Source organism: Exiguobacterium sp. s146 (genome assembly GCF_018618415.1).
In the GTDB taxonomy this organism is placed as follows: Bacteria; Bacillota; Bacilli; order Exiguobacteriales; family Exiguobacteriaceae; genus Exiguobacterium.
The window spans coordinates 1-17,771 of record NZ_JACSMA010000006.1 but is presented as its reverse complement, the minus strand read 5'-3'; the positions used below and the strand labels follow the sequence as shown (position 1 = coordinate 17,771).

Sequence of the window (17,771 nt, the reverse complement as noted above, 5' to 3'; positions counted from 1 at the left end):
TCCCACAGTGAAAATATTTTTTGTATGAAATAGGGAAGTCGTTCGGAAAGCGGGTAAACTACGGATAGAAGGAGGAGAGACGATTGATTCCGACAAAGAAAGACATCATGTTATTTCTCCTCATCGCGTTCGGGTTCTCATGGCTGGCGTGGTGGGGACTATATATCGGGACCCGGTTGCCAATTGAGGCGATTGTGCTGATTGGAGCGTTCGGTCCAAGTCTTGCCGGTAGTTATATGGCGTTCCGTGAGAACGGTTGGGCAGGCGTCATCACGTTATGGAAGCGAGGCTTCGAGTGGCGGATGGCCGGCAGATTTTATGCATTCGGTCTGTTGTTCCTCCCTATGATTTTCCTGATTGCCTACTGGTGGTCCGATGGAGAAGGTGCCTTGCTGTTTGAGCGTACGTGGCTTATCTTGCCGATCTTCGTTTACATGTTGTTCATAGGCGGGACGATTCAAGAAGAGTACGGGTGGCGCGGCTATTTGCTCGATGCGTTTCAATTAAAGACGACACCAATCAAGGCGAGCCTGTTTGTAGGAGGGATATGGACCGTCTGGCATACTCCGCTCTTTTTCATGGGCGGGACCGGGCAAGCGCTGATTCCTTTTTGGGCATATGCGATGGCGATTCTCGCCTTCACGTTTATCATCTCCTGGCTCTATAATGTCACAACGATGAATTTGTGGTCCGTCTTCTTGCTTCATACGATGTTCAATGTTTCATTCGCACTCATTCCGTTGATGGATCCAGGCGTGTTCCCGATTGGTTTTCTCCATTTGACGTTGTTGCTTGTCACGACCGCAATCGTCCTGATCTGGCAGACACACGGACATCTCGGGTATGATCATCTGGAGCAGCTTGAAGCGGTGGAAGGATCGCATCAACCGAACGTTACGCCAGAACCGGACGCGGGTAAAGACTAGCACGTATCATTCAGGACCAGAGGGAAGTGGACAGATTGAACTTTCGCCCGCTCGAACGTGAAGATGTAAAGTCGCTCCAACGGCTGTTTATGGAGAGTCTGAGTGATTTGATTCGGCGAGAACAGTTTGAGGATGCCGATTTGTTGGATGAGGAAGTAGGGCGGCTGAATACGACCGTCCAAGACAGTTTCGAGGACGAGACCGTTCAAATTTTCGTGGTGATTCAAGACGACGTCATCGTAGGGACGGCCGCGATTTTACCTCCGAACGACATCATTACCGCCCACGTCGACATCGAACCGGACGTTCCTGAAATCGGATGTATGTATGTGTCTCCCGGGGCCCAACGACAAGGTGTCGGTCGTTTTCTGATTGACAACTTGAGACGGCAGCTCGTGGAAAATGGTCAAGCGGCGTTTTATTTAGATGCCGGCTTTCCGACGTCACAAGCCTATTGGGAGAAGCAACTCGGTCCGCCGCTCGTAACGATTGAGCACTATTGGGGGCCTGGGGCGCATCATAAGATTTGGCGTTGCCCCGCCAGTGAAAAAGAGACCTGATCGCATGCGATCAGGTCTCTTGCTTATTTATAAGTGCTCATGAATTGATGAATCCCAGAAGCGGTGGCATCTGCCATCCGTTGCCGGTATGTCGTGCTCGTCAAGTGCGAGCGGTCGTTCGAGTTGCTGATGAAACCATATTCGACAAGAGTTGATGGAACGCTGTTCTTGCCGACGACATAAACGTTTTGGTATTTCACGCCACGGTTACGAATCGTTGGGATGCGGACACCGAGCTCACGGTTGATGGCGGCGCCTAAACTGCGGCTGGCCGAGATGTATGGGTTCGTCGTATAACTTTCACCAGTCGGGACGAGAACTTCATGACCATGGTAAGATGTGTTCGTCGACGAGTTGTTATGAATGCTGACGAAGGCGCTACCTTTATACGATTTTGTCAATTCGACGCGTTGTGCGAGCGACAAGTAGACATCGTTCGAGCGTGTCATCCGTGCGTTATAGCCATATGTATTCGAGAGCGTACTCGCGAGACGTGCGGCGATATCGAAAGCGATAACTTTTTCGTACACTGATCCGTACACAGCACCGGGGTCATTCCCGCCATGTCCGGCATCGATGACAATCGTCCGGCCTGTACCGGTGGAGGTCGTCGGTGTCGTCGTTGTGGCTGGCTTCAAGTATTCGGAAGCGACGTAGCCCGTCTTCCCGCCGTAACTGACCTTATACCACGAGCCGTACTTGCTGACGTACTTAACAGTGGAACCGTTCGGGATGGTCATCAAGACCGTACTCCATGAGGCTGCCGTCAAACGCATGTTCAAGTTGACCGTCGTTTGGTATGACGTGGTAGAAGTCGTCGTAGTCGGGGCTCCCGTAGCAGTTAAGTATTGCGAAGCGACGTACCCAGTCTTTCCGTTATAACTGACTTTATACCAAGAGCCGTAACGACTGACGTATTTCACTGTGGCGCCGTTCGGGATTGTCGTCAAAACCGTGCTCCATGAGGCAGCCGTTAAGCGCATGTTCAAATTGACTGTCGTTTTATAGTATGAGGCTGAGCTCGGCGTCATCGTCGAGGCAGTCGAGACTTTCACGTATTGTGAAGCGACGTAGCCAGTCTTGCCCCCATAGCTGACTTTATACCAAGAGCCGTACGTGCTGACATATTTGACGGTCGCCCCGTTTGGGATCGTCAAGAGGATCGGACTCCACGTAGCGGCACTCAAGCGAAGGTTCAAGTTAGCGGTCGTCGTGTATGTAGATGCAGCTTCGACTCGGCTCGATTCGAAACCGGTCGGCGTCAAGTCGAATGGGGCGACGGCCATGCCACCAATGACAAGGGAAGAGCTAAGCAACAGTTTCAAGTTCCAAGATGATTTCGTTTGGTTCAATCGAGATCCGCTCCTTTATTCATAGTTGGGTGAAGTAGCTGTGAAATGAAATCGTCATCATGTCTTCGTTATTATATAAGGAAACAAGAAAAAAATGGAGGTTAATATGTAAATTGTTTGACTTTTTTTCGATAGGATTATTTCCAGGGTTTCGGAAATAAAAAAGAGACGCACGAGGGCGTCTCTTTCGAAAAAATTATCCGAGGCGTGGAAGTTCTTCGCCAAGCGGTTTGATTGTACTTTCTACTTTTCCAAGACGAGGTAATTCTTCACCAAATTGCTTTACTGGTACTGTAAGTTTACCTAGACGTGGGAGTTCTTCGCCGAATGGTTGAATTTGTACATCAAATTTTCCGAGGCGTGGTAGTTCTTCGCCCATTGGTTTGATCGAGCTGCCAAGTAATAAAACTGCTGCTACGATGAATAATAGACCTGTAATCTTTTTCATGCTGAATCCCTCCGTTAAAAAATAATATTGTGTTGAAAGCTTCAATTCCTAGTATGATGATACTCAGTAGTCAGAAACTGGAGATTCTAGTAAATTATATACCGATTCTGATTGTTGGTAAACACGTGACTCCAAATCTCCTACATATTGTTGTGGTACATTCGGTTCATGTAACACGACTTTATCAGATCCTTCTTTGGTAGAAGAGGATAAGATTGGAACATGTGCTTCTTGACTGAGTAATGTGCTACATAGAGGAGAAAGTTGGTTCTCTAATGATTGAAAAGTTTCTGGTCGCCAGCAAATCGATGCTTCCGGAAGAATATATAAGATATGACCTTCTTGCAATAAAGCTAAGCATTGGCGAACAACTCCTTGAAATTCTCGTTCCACATTGATATATCCAAATTCTTGAAAGTGTTTCTCATAGACGGTTTTTGAACTGCGCTTTAGAATAGAGAGAGACAGTTCAGGTCCAAGAATGTATAGTTTTTTGTAAGAACGATTTTCTTTTAGAGTTCTGGCAATTAATTGTGGCAAAGTTTGATAATAATCGATTTGAAATGCATTAATAATGAATCCTTTAGATGAAAATAACAATTGGGTCAAATGCTCTAACCCCTCAAACTGATTGCGATCAGCGTACGAATAAGATGCATTAAATGTAGGTGTTTGTTTAGATTGAAAATAGATTTTAGGTTTAATGTAATCTTCAGCGAGCAAAAAATTTAATTTCCCCATTGTCGTATTCACCTCCATAATAAATGAATTATTTATTGGAAATACTTGAGCTGATTCCTTATACCTAATAATCACATTGTTATTAGCTGTTTATAGTTAAATCTTATCATGAATAATACGCCCATCGAACTGTTGTTGATTGGGAAAATCGGAGCCGAGAAACACGTTTTTTAATGGATTTCTAGATAAAGTTTCCTGATTACTTGCACTTCCGCTAAAAATTATATAAAAAACCATTGGATATTAGGACGAAGGGGCTATCGCATAAGATGGAATATAACTACGGTAACTTAATAAAAATCGAGCGGATGCGTAGGAATATGAAGCAATCGGTACTAGCCAGAGGAGTTTGTTCGATTTCTTATTTGAGCAAAATCGAAAACAATCAAACTTCTCCTAGTGAAGAAGTACTAGAAATGATATTTGAGAGGTTAAGTATTGATGTTCCACTCTACTATGACTTAAGTGAACAAATAGAGAAAGTGAGATTGGAAATTCAAGGGCTACTAAAAGAAGCAATTTTAACTAGGAAAGATATAGACAAACAAAAAGAAGTGGAGAAATATCTTTCTAACCAAGTGGTGAATCAATCAAAGGAAGTATACATTTGTTTATTACTAGTCCTAGCTAGATTTGACGTAATGCCAGGTAGAGAAGGTAGATATTTTACAGAAATCGGGTGGATAGAAGATCAGTTAGACCGTGATAACATGCTCAGATATGACTTGCTAAAATGTCTTAAATTATTTCAAGCAAATGAAAAAGAAGCAGGTTTAGAGGCTTTGGAACGATTGAACGAACAAATGATCAATACAGGAATTCCTGACTGGGAAGTCGCTGATATGCGGTATATTATGGGCGGACTTTATTATAGATGTGCAGATTACTTACAGGCTATTGAAAATGTCAAAATCGGTCTTGATTATTTTCAAGATCACTTTTATTTAGAACGAATTGTAGAATGTCATTTGTTAATTGGGTTATCACACAAGCGGAGAAAGAGGTTCTCAGAAGCGCTTTCCTACTATCAACGGGCAGTAAAGGTTATAAGTGCAACAGATTTAAAAAACTATAATGGTATGCTTTACAACAATATGGGGGAAGTTTATTCTTCTCTCGGAGACCAAGAAAAAGCACTCGAGTACTTTATGCGCAGTTTTGAATATAAGATTGAAGTTAAAAGTAAACTATTTAGCGTACTGTCTTTAATCGAGGGCTACACGAATTATAATGATAAACGTGAAATATTAAATTGGCTCCACAAGGGGTATGAATTAAAAGGCGATAAAGAAGGTTTAGAAGAATTTGATCATCATTTTGAAATCTATAAAAACTGTTATCAAGAACAAGATAAAGTCAAATTGATTAACACGTTAAAAAAGGCAGTTCAATATTTCGAACTCTACGACGATTACGTTTATATTGAAAAATATGCTCTTTGGCTGGCGCGTGAACTTAGAGAAAATGGTAAATATAAACTTGCTACCGAATATTACGAAAAAGTTATATCTATACGCTCCCAAGCAGATTAACGCCTCCACAGGCGTTCTTTTTTTGCACAAAAAAAGAGACGCCCGAATCGTCTCTTGTCATTTATGGAGTGGTGAAATAATGAATCGTCCAAATCGGTTCGTTCATCAATGCTTCGTCTTCCACGTGGCCCGTTTGAACTTGTTGGAGCAGGTGAATGATATGTTTTTGCAAATTGGCATCATGTGACCCGCTTCGCAAAATCCCATCCTCACTTGCGATGATATAAAACCCACCCAACCGCAAAGGAATATGATGTCGAACAATCGATACGGCAGCTTGTAGTTCAGCTTGCCCGCCTTGAAGTGGCACGTTTATATCAAAACGTCCCCATTGTTTAAAGTCGCCTAGTTCTGAAAACGGTGGGTCGCGGTGATCCAACTTCATGACCTCCAATCTTGTCTGTCTCTTCCTTACTAGTATAGCTCTTTTTCTGAAATTAGCCTGTGAGAAAAATAAGAAGGGTGCATCGACGTTACCTTCTCACTCTTTTTCTAGATTATGCCAAAACATTCCTGCAAAAAATAGAGCCTTCTGCGTAAAAAACACGACCGGAACGACTCCGGTCGTGTTCATTGATGAATTGCTTCTTTTGACATCGGCAATTCGCAGATGAATGTGCTACCTTCCCCGTAAATCGATTCAACGTGTAAATGTCCGTCATGCGCTTTCGCGATTTCTTTACAGATGGCGAGACCAAGCCCTGTCCCTCCGATTTTACGTCGGTCTGAATTGTCGACCCGGTAAAACTTGCCGAACAAGTTCGGTAGCGCCGATGACGGAATTCCCATCCCGTTATCCCGGACTTTCATAACGACTTGACCTTCCAATCGTTCCAGTGATACGAGAACGTTACCGCCTTCTGGTGAATACTTGATGGCGTTGCTGAGTAAATTACCGAGCAACTGCCGCATCCCTTCCAAGTCGGCTTCGATTTTAAAGTCTTGTCCTACATCAGCATCTAAATATAGGTGATGCGTGTCGGTCGTCTCTTGATAAAAGTTGAGACTATCACGAGCGAGTTCGAGCAAATCAACCGTCTCCCACTCAAACGTCTGCTTTCCAGCCTCCATTTTTTGAAGGTCGAGGAAGTCGTTTACTAAGTAGGAAAGACGTTTCGCCTCATCATGAATCGTCTTCAAGTACAATTCGCGACGACTCTCTTTCAAGTCACGCTCGAGCATCAACTCTGTGAATCCGTAGATGGATGACAGTGGCGTTCTCAATTCGTGAGAGACTGTCGAGACAAGTTCTGATTTCATGCGGTCGATTTCAGTCTCGGCTGTCACGTCGCGCAAGACGAGCATCGTGCCGTGAATCTTCCTATCTCGGTAGATACTCTCGGCATAGACTTGGAGGAAACAATCGCCTTGGTCCATTGAAATCGACAAGCCGTCTTCCGGTGGCTCTTGGTCGAAGACGCGTTTGATATAACTGATGAAGAGATCTTGTTGGTCAACGCGTTCGGCAAACTGTTCGATGTCGATCGATAACGTCGTCAGTTCCTCGTAGCCTGCGTATTCGAATTGAAGTTCACCGAACATGCGGATAAAGGCGCGGTTACCGACAATCGTGTCTTCTTCATAGTTAAAATAAAGAATCGCTTCGCGCACCGAGTTGATAAGTTGTGCCGTCTCTTTCCGGTCTTGTTGCATCTGGCGGTAAAGTCGCGTCCGTAAAAGTGAAATCGCTAACTGGTTCGCGAACGCGTTCAACTCGGATGTTTCACTCGCATCGAACGGTTCATCGTAACAGGCCAAATACAAGCAACCCATCATCGTCCCGTCTGACGGATCTTTTACTGGAATGACCGTCTCGTGGATATAGTGCGGGTAACCGTGAAGCTGATCGGCCACCTTTTTCGAACTCGCCTCAAGCGTGCGCGAAATCATCACGCGCTTGAGCAAGAGCGACTGTACTTTCAAATCTTCTTGTTGCTCAGCGGTCATCCCTTTCGGTACGACAGACGTGATTTCATTGTCTTTGACGAGCAGTACAGCCCCGAACTCGGCTTCGGTCAGCCAGACAATCTTTTCGATGACGGCCGAATAGTCGAGTAATGACTCCTTGGAAGCGAGCACTTCAATCAACTCGTTCCGGTACTGTAGTTTTATCTCATTTTGTTTTGACGCCTCGAGGACGGCTTGCATCTCCGTTTGCTTTGCATGCATCTTTTCGTTTTGACTGATCATTCGTGTAATCATAGGACGTCCAATTAATAAAATAGCAGTGATAAACATGACTAGCCCGGTCATCCAAATCCAACGCAATGTCAGAAGTTCGGTCGGTGACACGTTATCGTCCCGAACGAACCATGCGCCGATCGCCGTTAAAAAGAGACTGGCGATACAGACTCCATATAGGATGCCGAGAATTTGACGACTGTTCAATTGTTCAACCCACTTGCTCATAATACTCTCTACTTCCTTCCTTAACTAAAAACCATCTCCAATTCCATCGTCGTATAACGGCAATATACAGAAAGATAAATCTGATGAACACCGAATTGCTCAGATAAGGTGTTCTTAAAGATTCTCTATTTAAATGTGATATCTAGACGGTTATACCCGAGATTTCCGTATCCTACACATTCAAATATGCTTCTGATTGACAGGGATGAAGTGGAAAGGCTAGTTTGAAAGGGAAGGAATGACTAAGGAAGAGGTGCTATTATGCTATCGATTGAACCATCCGCGTTAACCGAGCGAGACACGTACAAATTTCTAATTGGAAGTGTCGTACCACGACCGATCGCATTTGTGACGACCCGAAACGGCGAGACGATTAATGCTGCGCCATTTAGTTACTTCAACATCGTGTCGTCCGAGCCGCCACTGTTATCGGTGTCGGTTCAACGGAAGAACGGTGTCATGAAAGATACGGCCCGTAATGCGGTAACGACCGAAGAACTCGTCATCCATATCGTCGACGAGACGAACGTCGCGCTCATCAACGAGACGGCGGCCAATTTAGGACCGACGGAAAGTGAGCTCGAGCGCACGACGTTCACGACCGCTCCGAGTGATGTCATCGAGACGCCTGGTGTGCATGAAGCCAAAATTCGGATGGAGTGTAAACTGCATCACCATGTCCCGATCGAGCATGACGGAAAAGTGACGGCCGACTTATTGATTGCGCGAGTCGTTCGGTTTCACGTTGACCCGGTGCTTTATGAAGCCGGACGTATCGAGGCCGAACGTTTGGGGCCGGTGAGTCGACTCGCTGGTAACTTCTACGCGACGCTCGGCGAATCGTTCGAAATCGAACGCCCAAAATAAATGCAATGGCGCCTGCTCATATCGGAGACAAGGCGTCTTTTTTCGGGTAAAGAACGGAAAGCCCATTGGCATGATGGTTTTCTTTCACACGAGAGTCGGAATGTGTCACAATAAAGTCAGAACATTCTAATTTCTAACGCGTCAGCGATCAGAGAAAAAAAGGGGAGTCGGCTATGTCATATCGTCCAGCCATTCAATCGATTATCAATGCCATTGAGACGGTGATTGTCGGAAAAGAAGATGTCATCGCAAAAAGTTTGACTGCTTTACTTGCCGGAGGGCACGTGTTGTTAGAAGATGTCCCGGGTGTCGGGAAGACGATGCTCGTCCGGACGTTCAGTCGAGCCATCGATTTGGATTTCAAACGGGTCCAGTTCACGCCGGACATGTTACCGTCTGATTTGACCGGAATCTCGATGTACAACCAAAAGACGAAAGAGTTCGAATATCGGCCAGGCCCATTGATGGGCAATATCGTCTTGGCCGATGAAATCAACCGAACCTCTCCGAAAACGCAATCGGCCCTGCTTGAGGCGATGGCGGAACGTAGCGTGACCGTAGACGGGGAAGTTAAAATCTTGCCGTCCCCGTTTTTCGTCATGGCGACGCAAAACCCGATCGAGCATGAAGGGACGTATCCGCTCCCAGAAGCGCAACTGGACCGATTCCTCCTTAAAATCGAGATGGGCTATCCGTCTTTCAATGAAGAGATTGCGCTGCTGACACGATTTGAAAAGGCGGAACCGCTCGAGGCGTTGCAAAGTGTCATCACGAAGCAAGAAGTCGAACAGATGCAACGGGAAGTGCGTGACGTCCACGTCTCGAGTGCCGTCAAACAATATATCGTCCGTTTGATTCACGAGACGCGCAACGACCCAAATACGTATCTCGGGGGCAGCCCACGGGCGACGCTCGCTTTAATGAAAGGGGCACAAGCGTGGGCTTATATCCACGACCGCGACTTCGTGTTGCCGGATGACGTGAAGGCGCTCGCCGGCAGTGTGCTCGGCCATCGGATCCTATTGACGGCCGAAGCGCGATATAAAGGCAAGACGGCTGAACAGCTCGTCAAAGGCTGGCTCGACTCACTCCCGGTACCGATGGATCGTGAGGTCAAAGAAGTATGAAAAATTGGATGAAGCTGTTCCTTGTGTGGGCGGCGGCATTCGGACTTTACGCATTCGCCCGGATTGAAGGCAGTATCGTCGCGTCGACGCTCTGGTGGTCATTTTTTGTCCTGGCCGCCTATTGGACGATTTTCATGGTTTATCCGGTCACAGCCGCGAACGTGTCACGACGTGTGACGACGAAACGGCTCGTCTCGGGCCAAACGATGGACGTAGAACTGCAAGTGGAGCGCAAATACCCGTTTCTCATCGGGGTCGTCACGTTGGAGGAGACACCGCCACTGCGACTTGCATCATCGACGGACGTCATTGTTACCCCGGTCGACCGCTTCTTTCGACGGACGGAGACGGTCCATTATGAAATCGAGCAAATTCGCCGCGGTATTCACGTGTTCGATCGGACGGTCCTTCACGTGAGAGACGTGTTCGGCCTGTTTGACCGCAAACGGACGTTGCGGCTCGAGACGGTCGTCGAAGTCTCGCCTGCTGAACTTCCGTTCGACTTGCCGCGTGACGAACAAGTCGGAGGTCGAGGTGAACAGTATCGTCGCACGCGGATATATACCGAGGTCGCCAATACGACGAGCGGTGTCCGTGAGTATGCGGCCGGTGACCGCATCGGTCGAATCGATTGGAAAGCATCGGCTCGACGTGGGAACTTGATGACGAAAACGTTCGACCAAGAACAGGAGAAGAAACTGTCGCTCGTCTTCGTCCCGTCGACCATGGCCGGACATGAAGAAGCGTTCGAACGTTCGTTGTCGCTTCTCGTCGGTGCCATCCGACAGCTCGAGCGGAAAAATCTGCCGTTCGAACTGTATGTCATCGAAGAGCAGGTCCGTCTATTCCATTTGCCGGACCAAAGCGCCGAAGTCGGTCATTACTTGCTGACGGCTACACCGGAACCAGAAGGACGCCTCGTTGAACGGGTCAAACGCAACTTACCGCAAGAAGTGGGGAACTTAATTTTGATTAGCCCGCTCGAGACGAAATGGGTGCGTGAGGTCATGAATGAGACACAAGGCAGCTACCACTTGTACACGGCGAACGAGGTGACGACATGACGGCATGGTTGAAACGAATCGTCTATACGGCGCTTGCCGCCTACTTGTTGTCATTTTGGGTCGAGCCGATTGTGGGCAGTACGACATTTGATGTTAACTGGCCGTTCTTGTTCCTGCTTCTCGTTCCGATGTTTGCGAGCTTATTGCCTTGGTATGGTTTTATCGGCGTGGTCGTCTTCAACTTCTTTATCGTCTTATACGTGTACCACGGGAGTATTCTAGATTGGTTCGGTCTTTGGTTAGACGATTTGAGCGGGGTACTGAGCGGGGCTTTGCCGGAAGAAGCGATTTTCTTCTCGGCGATGGCGCTGATCGGGGTGCTGTTCGCTATTCTTGTCGGGCGCACGTGTCCGAGCTACGGCTTCGTACTTGGGATGATCGTCTCGACGCTCGGATTGATGGCTTACTTTGACACATGGACGCTTTATGACGGGGAAGGGAAGATTTTACTGGCGATTTTAGCGTCGCTTCTGTTGCTCTTCGTCACCGACTTGGCGAAAAGCCCGAGCAAGTCGCTCGTCCGCTATGTCAGCATCGCGCTCCTCGCCTCAGTCGTGTTGGCGCTCGCCAGCGTGTCCCCGACGCTCGAAGGCGATTGGTCCGACCGTTTGACGACGAGTTTCCAAAACGCGGTGAACGATGAAGGTTCAGGCAGCGGCCGTGTCGGCTATGGGGTGAACGATGAACAACTCGGTGGACCGTTTGAGCAAGACGACGGCATCGTCTTCATCGCCCGTGGAGTGCCGGCACGCTATTGGCGCATCGAATCAAAAGAGATTTATACGGGGAAAGGTTGGGTCGAGTCCCCGGTCCTCGATTCCGAATATAACCGTGGGCAACTTGTCGATCAAGCTGTCGATACGACGCCGGAACAGGCATTGCTCCGATTTGACCGGCGCCAGACGTTCGTCCCGTATGGCGGAGAGTATCCGCAGGCGACCGAGACGGAAAACGGCACTCAGTTCCGAGTCGGGAATATCGAAGAACCGTTTCCGAATGAGACGATCCACATCCGACCATCCGGGAAAATCGTGTTCGACAATGACGGACAAACGACTCCTCAGACGATTCAACTTCGTTACAGTGTCCCTTCCTTCACAGAGGAACAACTGGCGTTGAATGAACCGGTAACGACATTGACGGAAGAAGAGCGACAGGCGTACCTACAATTACCGGACTCGCTTCCCGAACGTGTCCGAGACTTGTCGGCCGATATCACGGGCGACAGCGAGACGCCGTATGACCAGGCGCAAGCAGTTCAAACCTACTTCCGATCTGGGGATTTCCAATACAACACGGAAGATGTGGCCGTCCCGGAAGGTGATACGGATTACGTCGATCAATTTCTGTTCGATACATTAATTGGCTACTGCGACAACTTCTCGACCTCGGCTGCCGTCCTTCTTCGGGCGAGCGGGGTCCCGACGCGTTGGGTTAAAGGCTTCACGATGGGTGATGCACGCGGGATTATCCAAGGGGAAGAAGAGTACACCATCCGAAACCGCCATGCCCACTCTTGGGTGGAATACTTCGTCGAGGGAGCAGGCTGGGTCCCGCTCGAGGCGACCATCAGTTTCTCGGATGCCAACTTGCTTCAAGTCGAGACAGAGGATGAAGCGAACGCAGAAGATCCAGCGGCCAACGATCCACAAGCGTCGCAAGACGACGAGCCGACGAACCGTCCACAAGAAGAGCTGGCACTCGATGATGTGACTTCAGGAGAGCCGGCGACGGAAAACTGGAATATGCCGGTGTGGGGCTGGATTGTGATTGTCTTTACGGTCGCCATTCTTGTATGGAACCACAAATCGATTGAACGCTTCGTCATGATGCTCTGGTGGACACGGCGTCCATTGAACGAAAATCGACTCGTCGCCATGCATCGCTATTTGGTCAAACGGCTTCGTGGAGCAGGTTTCAAAGTCGACGGACGCACGCCATCCGAACTCGCTGCAGAGGTCGATGCGTATTATGAATCAACGGAAATGACGAGATTGACCCGATTGTTTGAACAAAGTATCTATGCTGAAAAAACGCCGAATTCAAAATATAAAGAATATTGGAAAATCATGATTCGTCGAATTATGAGTTGAAGTAGGTGGATGCATACAGTAAGATAGACGCATTAGTTAGATAATTGAACAGCATTCCTTCGTATATACTCGCGAATTGGCGCGAGAGTCTCTACCGGACCACCGTAAATGGACCGACTATGAAGGAGCACGTTTCGTATACACAGAAAAGGGCGTGCTTCTTCTTCGGTTTGGTGAATCCGTAGGAGAAGCTCGCTCTTTTTTTGAGAAGAAGGCAGAAAGGTGGAGGTTTTGTGAAAATAGAACAAGAGATGATTTTGGTGCTCGACTTTGGAGGCCAGTACAACCAGTTGATCACACGTCGCGTGCGTGACCTTGGTGTATATAGTGAGCTTCATTCCCACAAGATGACCGCTGCTGAGATTCGTGAACTGGCTCCGGCCGGTATTATTTTCTCGGGTGGACCGAACAGTGTGTACGCGGAAGGCGCTTATCGCTGTGACCCAGAAATTTTCGAACTTGGCATTCCGATTTTCGGAATCTGCTACGGCATGCAGCTCATGACACATCACTTCGGTGGACGGGTCGAACGAGCGGCGCATCGTGAGTACGGAAAAGCGACTCTCTTCTCGACACCGGAAGCGTCGGCTCTTTATAAGGGTCTCCCAGTAGAACATACGGTGTGGATGAGCCACGGCGACCTCGTCATGGAAGCTCCACCAGGATTTATCGTCGATGGGACGAACCCGTCATGTCCGGTCGCTTCGATTAAGAGTGACGACCTCAAAATGTACGGCGTCCAGTACCATCCGGAAGTCCGTCACTCTGAGTATGGTAACGACATCTTGAAAAACTTCATCTATGAAGTGTGTGGTGCCAAAGGTGAATGGTCGATGGAGAACTTTATCGACATCGAAGTCGAGAAGATTCGCGAGATTGTCGGCGACAAGCAAGTTCTTTGCGCGTTGTCAGGCGGCGTCGATTCGTCGGTTGTCGCAGCGCTCGTTCATCGCGCCATCGGCGACCAGTTGACGTGTATGTTCGTCGATCACGGTTTGCTCCGTAAAAACGAAGCGGACAGCGTTATGAAGACGTTCGCAGACGGCTTCAACATGAAAGTCATCAAGATTGACGCGCGTGATCGTTTCATGGCGAAACTCGCCGGCGTTTCAGACCCGGAACAAAAGCGTAAAATCATCGGCAACGAGTTCATCTACGTGTTTGACGAAGAAGCGTCGAAACTTGTGGACATGGATTTTCTCGCCCAAGGTACGCTTTATACGGATATCATCGAGAGTGGGACGGATACGGCTCAAACGATCAAGTCGCACCATAACGTCGGTGGACTGCCGGAAGACATGAACTTCAAATTGATTGAGCCGCTTAACACGCTCTTTAAAGATGAAGTACGTGAACTCGGGACTGAACTCGGGTTACCGGACTATATCGTTTGGCGTCAACCGTTCCCGGGACCAGGTCTTGGCATTCGTGTCCTCGGCGAAATCACTGAAGAAAAACTCGAAATCGTGCGTGAGTCAGATGCAATCCTACGCGAAGAAGTGAAGAAAGCCGGTCTCGAACGTGACATTTGGCAATACTTCACAGTGCTTACACCGATTCGTTCAGTTGGTGTCATGGGCGACGAGCGGACGTATGACTATGCGGTCGGCGTCCGTGCCGTCACATCGATTGACGGGATGACGTCAGATTGGGCTCGCATTCCATGGGATGTACTCGAGAAAATCTCAGTTCGCATCGTCAACGAAGTCAGTCACGTCAACCGCGTCCTGTACGACATCACATCGAAACCACCAGCGACAATCGAGTGGGAATAACCAACAGAGGGGAACCATCCCCTCTGTTTTTATTTGGTAAATCCGAACATTAAAGCAATACAATTGATTAAAATCCGTTATTTCTGTTGACATTCAATTTCGCCGTTGTTAAGATAAAAACGTTCTTATCATATCCGAACAATTAAAAATTATTTTGCCGTATAATATCGGGAATATGGCCCGAGAGTCTCTACGAAATCACCTTAAATGATTTCACTACGGCGAGACATAGACCGGGGACGTATGTCCCTGTATGTTTCGCGTGGGGTCTCCGGTTATCAATCGGGGACCTTTTCTCGTTTTACGGCGAGCCAAGGAGGAAAATCAATGAGCACACAGCTCAAGCAAGAACCAAATCACCAACCATCAGGAAGTCGGATTGAACGTTACTTCCAATTGAATGAGCTTGGAACAAACGTCAAAACGGAATTGGTCGCAGGGTTCACTACGTTTCTAGCGATGGCTTACATCTTGTTCGTTAACCCGAACGTATTAGGGGAAGCTGGTATGGATACGGGTGCTGTCTTCGTGGCAACAGGCCTCGTTGCACTCGTCGGCTCTCTTATGATGGGCTTGTTCGCTAACTATCCGATTGCGATTGCGCCGGGTATGGGACTTAACGCCTTTTTCGCTTACAGTGTAGTCCTTGGCATGGGGATTCCATGGCAGACGGCACTATCAGGTGTTCTCGTTTCTGGTTTGTTCTTTATCGTGTTAACACTGTCTGGGATTCGTGAGACAGTCGTCAACGCAATTCCAGGACCACTCAAAATGGCGGTCGCGGCAGGGATTGGTTTCTTTATCGCCTTCATCGGTTTAAAAAATGCGGGTATCGTCGTCGCCAACGAAGCGACGCTCGTCGGTCTCGGTTCACTCGGAACAGGGACGACACTCCTTTCGGTATTCGGTCTTGTCGTGACAGCCTTGTTAATGGTTCGAAACATTAAAGGCGGCATCTTTATCGGTATGCTTCTTACAGCAATCGTCGGTATGATCTTCAATCTTGTACCGACACCGACTGCTATCTCGGACATTATTTCGGCACCGCCGAGCATGTCATCGACGTTCGGACAAGCGTTCATTAACTTCTCGGAAGTCTTCACGGTCCAAATGCTAGTCGTCATCTTGACGTTCTTCTTCATTGACTTCTTTGATACAGCGGGTACGCTCGTAGCGGTGGCTCGTCAAGCGGGGATTATGAAGGACAACAAAGTACCACGTGCCAGCAAGGCGCTCATGGCTGACTCGACAGCAACAGTGGCAGGTGCAATCTTTGGAACATCGACTGCGACGTCATATGTTGAATCGTCAGCAGGTGTAGCGGCCGGTGGTCGTTCGGGATTGACAGCTGTATTCGCAGGTTTGTTCTTCGGATTGGCGCTCTTCTTCTCACCGCTCTTGGCAGTCGTTACATCGGCAGTCACAGCCCCGGCATTGATTATTGTTGGAGTGCTCATGGCTTCAGCATTGCTCGATATCGACTGGAGAAAGTTAGAAATCGCGATTCCCTCATTCATGACGATTCTGATGATGCCGCTCACTTCGTCGATTGCGACGGGGATTGGGCTCGGGTTCATCTTGTATCCGCTCATGATGATTGCGAAAGGGAAGACGAAAGAGATTCACCCAATCATGTACGGTATGTTGGTCATCTTCTTGGCTTACTTTATATTCTTGCCACACGCGTAATGAAACGAAAGCCGACTCGGTTTATGAGTCGGCTTTTTTGTATGCGGTGTTTTCTGGCAAGAAGGGGTCGTACATAGTTAAGGCATGGTTTTCTGTGATGAACTCATTTCGGATGAACGTGCCATCTTGCGAGAGCACGCTTCTGAATATTTGATTATGCCGAACGGTTCCGCCCCACCATTCATTCGTGAAGTGATGGTTTTCTTCATATATCTTATATTGAACGGTTGGTGGAATATTGGACCGCCATTGCCCGACGAGATAATCCCCCTCTATATATAGAAGGAGTTGAAACGTCTGTGCAGTCTGATTGGTGATTTGAAGGTCTAAATAGTTGTAGGAGCATGTGGCCCCACTCCCGAATGGTTGATCTCTTCGTGAATCTGGGAAGACATCATAACTGTGGCGGTAACGCTCGGTCACGGTGAGGGGGCTATGGAGTGTGATCCAATAAATCAAGTTGGATAATTGACATAATCCGCCCCCGGTTCCAGTCGTGACCTTGCCGTAATGCAAAATCATTCCGTCCACATAGCCTTTTCGCTTGGTTGGTCGTCCAATGGTTTTCCAATAGGAGAGGACTTCGTTCGGAGAGACGATGATGCCGTTTAACTGTTTGATGGCGATGTTGAGGTTGATGACTTTATTCTGTTGCATCTCGAGATCGACGTCGCGTAATCTTCGGTAGAGTGGGGTGCGGTGCTCCTGGATGAGATGAGGCAACGGTTTGGTGTTTCGTTGAGTAGTATACTGTTTCCCGTCCGTTATCCATTGAGCCTGGCGTTTTAGTGTGTAATACTGGGTTCCTGCCCATATGCGCAGGTTCGATCGTTTCTTTGGCTGCAGTTGAAGCATCGGGTGTCACCTTCTTTACGTTGGTACTAATGTGTATTCGCCAACAGGGAATAATGCCCTTCTCGAAACCAAAGAATTAAAATGGAGAGGATGGAAAAAAATTAAAGTTTTTTTAGAATAATGCTTGCCATCTGGTAGAAGGGGATGCTATAGTTATCTCTGTTGCCAGCGATGCTTACAACTATGTGAACAAAGTGGTTGACACACAATAACGATAAATGTTATTATCATTTAGTCGCCAAGCGCGGCAGACGAACTTTGAAAACTGAACGATGAGGCAAAAATAAGTTTTACAATTTTTGAATGAAGCGCAAGCTTCGTCATTTTCAAGAG

General features: G+C 47.9%; 15 protein-coding genes and 2 riboswitches. Of the genes, 9 read left to right on the top strand and 6 right to left on the bottom strand.

All coding sequences use genetic code 11. From position 1 onward, the window contains the following. The first annotated feature begins 83 nt into the window (after positions 1–83). Together KNP83_RS13675 and KNP83_RS13670 are read left to right on the top strand one after the other, a co-directional pair. A complete protein-coding gene (locus KNP83_RS13675; RefSeq protein WP_214762953.1) occupies positions 84–926 on the top strand; it encodes a type II CAAX endopeptidase family protein in 843 nt (280 codons plus the stop codon). Between the two features lie 35 nt (positions 927–961). Further along, positions 962–1,486: a GNAT family N-acetyltransferase gene (locus KNP83_RS13670; protein ID WP_214762952.1), complete on the top strand. Its 525-nt coding sequence runs from the start codon at positions 962–964 to the stop codon at positions 1,484–1,486. Positions 1,487–1,509: 23 nt separating this feature from the next. On the opposite strand, the gene KNP83_RS13665 is transcribed toward KNP83_RS13670, so the two are convergent. The 3 genes from KNP83_RS13665 to KNP83_RS13655 all read right to left on the bottom strand — a co-directional run bounded on the left by KNP83_RS13665 (position 1,510) and on the right by KNP83_RS13655 (position 4,027). Next, on the bottom strand, positions 1,510–2,838 hold the full coding sequence (locus KNP83_RS13665; RefSeq protein ID WP_214762951.1) for an N-acetylmuramoyl-L-alanine amidase family protein: 1,329 nt from the start codon (positions 2,836–2,838) through the stop codon (positions 1,510–1,512). A 196-nt stretch (positions 2,839–3,034) separates the two neighbouring features. Further along, on the bottom strand, positions 3,035–3,286 hold the full coding sequence (locus tag KNP83_RS13660) for a hypothetical protein (protein WP_021065171.1): 252 nt from the start codon (positions 3,284–3,286) through the stop codon (positions 3,035–3,037). Positions 3,287–3,349: 63 nt separating this feature from the next. Continuing rightward, positions 3,350–4,027 carry a hypothetical protein gene (locus tag KNP83_RS13655; RefSeq protein ID WP_214762950.1) on the bottom strand — a complete coding sequence of 226 codons (678 nt, stop codon included), beginning with the start codon at positions 4,025–4,027 and terminating at the stop codon, positions 3,350–3,352. A 269-nt stretch (positions 4,028–4,296) separates the two neighbouring features. Here KNP83_RS13655 and KNP83_RS13650 point away from each other — a divergent pair, with 269 nt between their 5' ends. Next, positions 4,297–5,559 carry a helix-turn-helix domain-containing protein gene (locus KNP83_RS13650; RefSeq protein ID WP_214762949.1) on the top strand — a complete coding sequence of 421 codons (1,263 nt, stop codon included), beginning with the start codon at positions 4,297–4,299 and terminating at the stop codon, positions 5,557–5,559. Between the two features lie 61 nt (positions 5,560–5,620). Here the strand turns inward: KNP83_RS13650 and KNP83_RS13645 are convergent, their stop codons facing one another. Further along, positions 5,621–5,938 (bottom strand): hypothetical protein, encoded by a 318-nt coding sequence (locus KNP83_RS13645; RefSeq protein ID WP_125318027.1) that lies wholly within the window; start codon positions 5,936–5,938, stop codon positions 5,621–5,623. 191 nt (positions 5,939–6,129) lie between these two features. Further along, on the bottom strand, positions 6,130–7,968 hold the full coding sequence (locus KNP83_RS13640; RefSeq protein WP_251139396.1) for an ATP-binding protein: 1,839 nt from the start codon (positions 7,966–7,968) through the stop codon (positions 6,130–6,132). 261 nt (positions 7,969–8,229) lie between these two features. Between KNP83_RS13640 and KNP83_RS13635 the strand changes: the two genes are divergently transcribed. From KNP83_RS13635 to KNP83_RS13610, 6 genes are all read left to right on the top strand, one after another. After that, positions 8,230–8,835, top strand: coding sequence for a flavin reductase family protein (locus tag KNP83_RS13635; protein ID WP_214762948.1), 606 nt, complete (start codon positions 8,230–8,232; stop codon positions 8,833–8,835). A 173-nt stretch (positions 8,836–9,008) separates the two neighbouring features. Continuing rightward, positions 9,009–9,962, top strand: a complete 954-nt coding sequence (locus KNP83_RS13630) for an AAA family ATPase (protein WP_214762947.1) — start codon at positions 9,009–9,011, stop codon at positions 9,960–9,962. Next, positions 9,959–11,026 (top strand): DUF58 domain-containing protein, encoded by a 1,068-nt coding sequence (locus tag KNP83_RS13625; protein ID WP_214762946.1) that lies wholly within the window; start codon positions 9,959–9,961, stop codon positions 11,024–11,026. Before KNP83_RS13630 ends, KNP83_RS13625 begins: the two co-directional genes overlap by 4 nt. Next, entirely contained in the window at positions 11,023–13,119 is a 2,097-nt protein-coding gene (locus KNP83_RS13620; protein WP_214762945.1) for a transglutaminase domain-containing protein, read from the top strand. Before KNP83_RS13625 ends, KNP83_RS13620 begins: the two co-directional genes overlap by 4 nt. Before the next feature lie 39 nt (positions 13,120–13,158). Continuing rightward, positions 13,159–13,259: riboswitch (purine riboswitch) on the top strand. Positions 13,260–13,370: 111 nt separating this feature from the next. Next, a complete protein-coding gene (guaA, locus tag KNP83_RS13615) occupies positions 13,371–14,894 on the top strand; it encodes a glutamine-hydrolyzing GMP synthase (protein WP_251139408.1) in 1,524 nt (507 codons plus the stop codon). 137 nt (positions 14,895–15,031) lie between these two features. Next, positions 15,032–15,133, top strand: a riboswitch (purine riboswitch). Between the two features lie 88 nt (positions 15,134–15,221). After that, positions 15,222–16,583, top strand: coding sequence for an NCS2 family permease (locus KNP83_RS13610; RefSeq protein WP_251139395.1), 1,362 nt, complete (start codon positions 15,222–15,224; stop codon positions 16,581–16,583). Between the two features lie 21 nt (positions 16,584–16,604). Here KNP83_RS13610 and KNP83_RS13605 read toward each other — a convergent pair whose 3' ends face one another. After that, positions 16,605–17,438, bottom strand: a complete 834-nt coding sequence (locus KNP83_RS13605; protein ID WP_214762943.1) for a VanW family protein — start codon at positions 17,436–17,438, stop codon at positions 16,605–16,607. Positions 17,439–17,771 lie beyond the last annotated feature (333 nt).

Bases quoted from the DNA above. Each gene is read 5' to 3' on its own strand.
- KNP83_RS13610 (WP_251139395.1), top strand. From the start codon at position 15,222: ATGAGCACACAGCTCAAGCAAGAACCAAATCACCAACCATCAGGAAGT.
- KNP83_RS13620 (WP_214762945.1), top strand. From the start codon at position 11,023: ATGACGGCATGGTTGAAACGAATCGTCTATACGGCGCTTGCCGCCTAC.
- KNP83_RS13635 (WP_214762948.1), top strand. From the start codon at position 8,230: ATGCTATCGATTGAACCATCCGCGTTAACCGAGCGAGACACGTACAAA.
- KNP83_RS13640 (WP_251139396.1), bottom strand. From the start codon at position 7,968: ATGAGCAAGTGGGTTGAACAATTGAACAGTCGTCAAATTCTCGGCATC.
- KNP83_RS13650 (WP_214762949.1), top strand. From the start codon at position 4,297: ATGGAATATAACTACGGTAACTTAATAAAAATCGAGCGGATGCGTAGG.
- KNP83_RS13625 (WP_214762946.1), top strand. From the start codon at position 9,959: ATGAAAAATTGGATGAAGCTGTTCCTTGTGTGGGCGGCGGCATTCGGA.
- KNP83_RS13605 (WP_214762943.1), bottom strand. From the start codon at position 17,438: ATGCTTCAACTGCAGCCAAAGAAACGATCGAACCTGCGCATATGGGCA.
- KNP83_RS13660 (WP_021065171.1), bottom strand. From the start codon at position 3,286: ATGAAAAAGATTACAGGTCTATTATTCATCGTAGCAGCAGTTTTATTA.
- KNP83_RS13655 (WP_214762950.1), bottom strand. From the start codon at position 4,027: ATGGGGAAATTAAATTTTTTGCTCGCTGAAGATTACATTAAACCTAAA.
- guaA (WP_251139408.1), top strand. From the start codon at position 13,371: ATGATTTTGGTGCTCGACTTTGGAGGCCAGTACAACCAGTTGATCACA.
- KNP83_RS13630 (WP_214762947.1), top strand. From the start codon at position 9,009: ATGTCATATCGTCCAGCCATTCAATCGATTATCAATGCCATTGAGACG.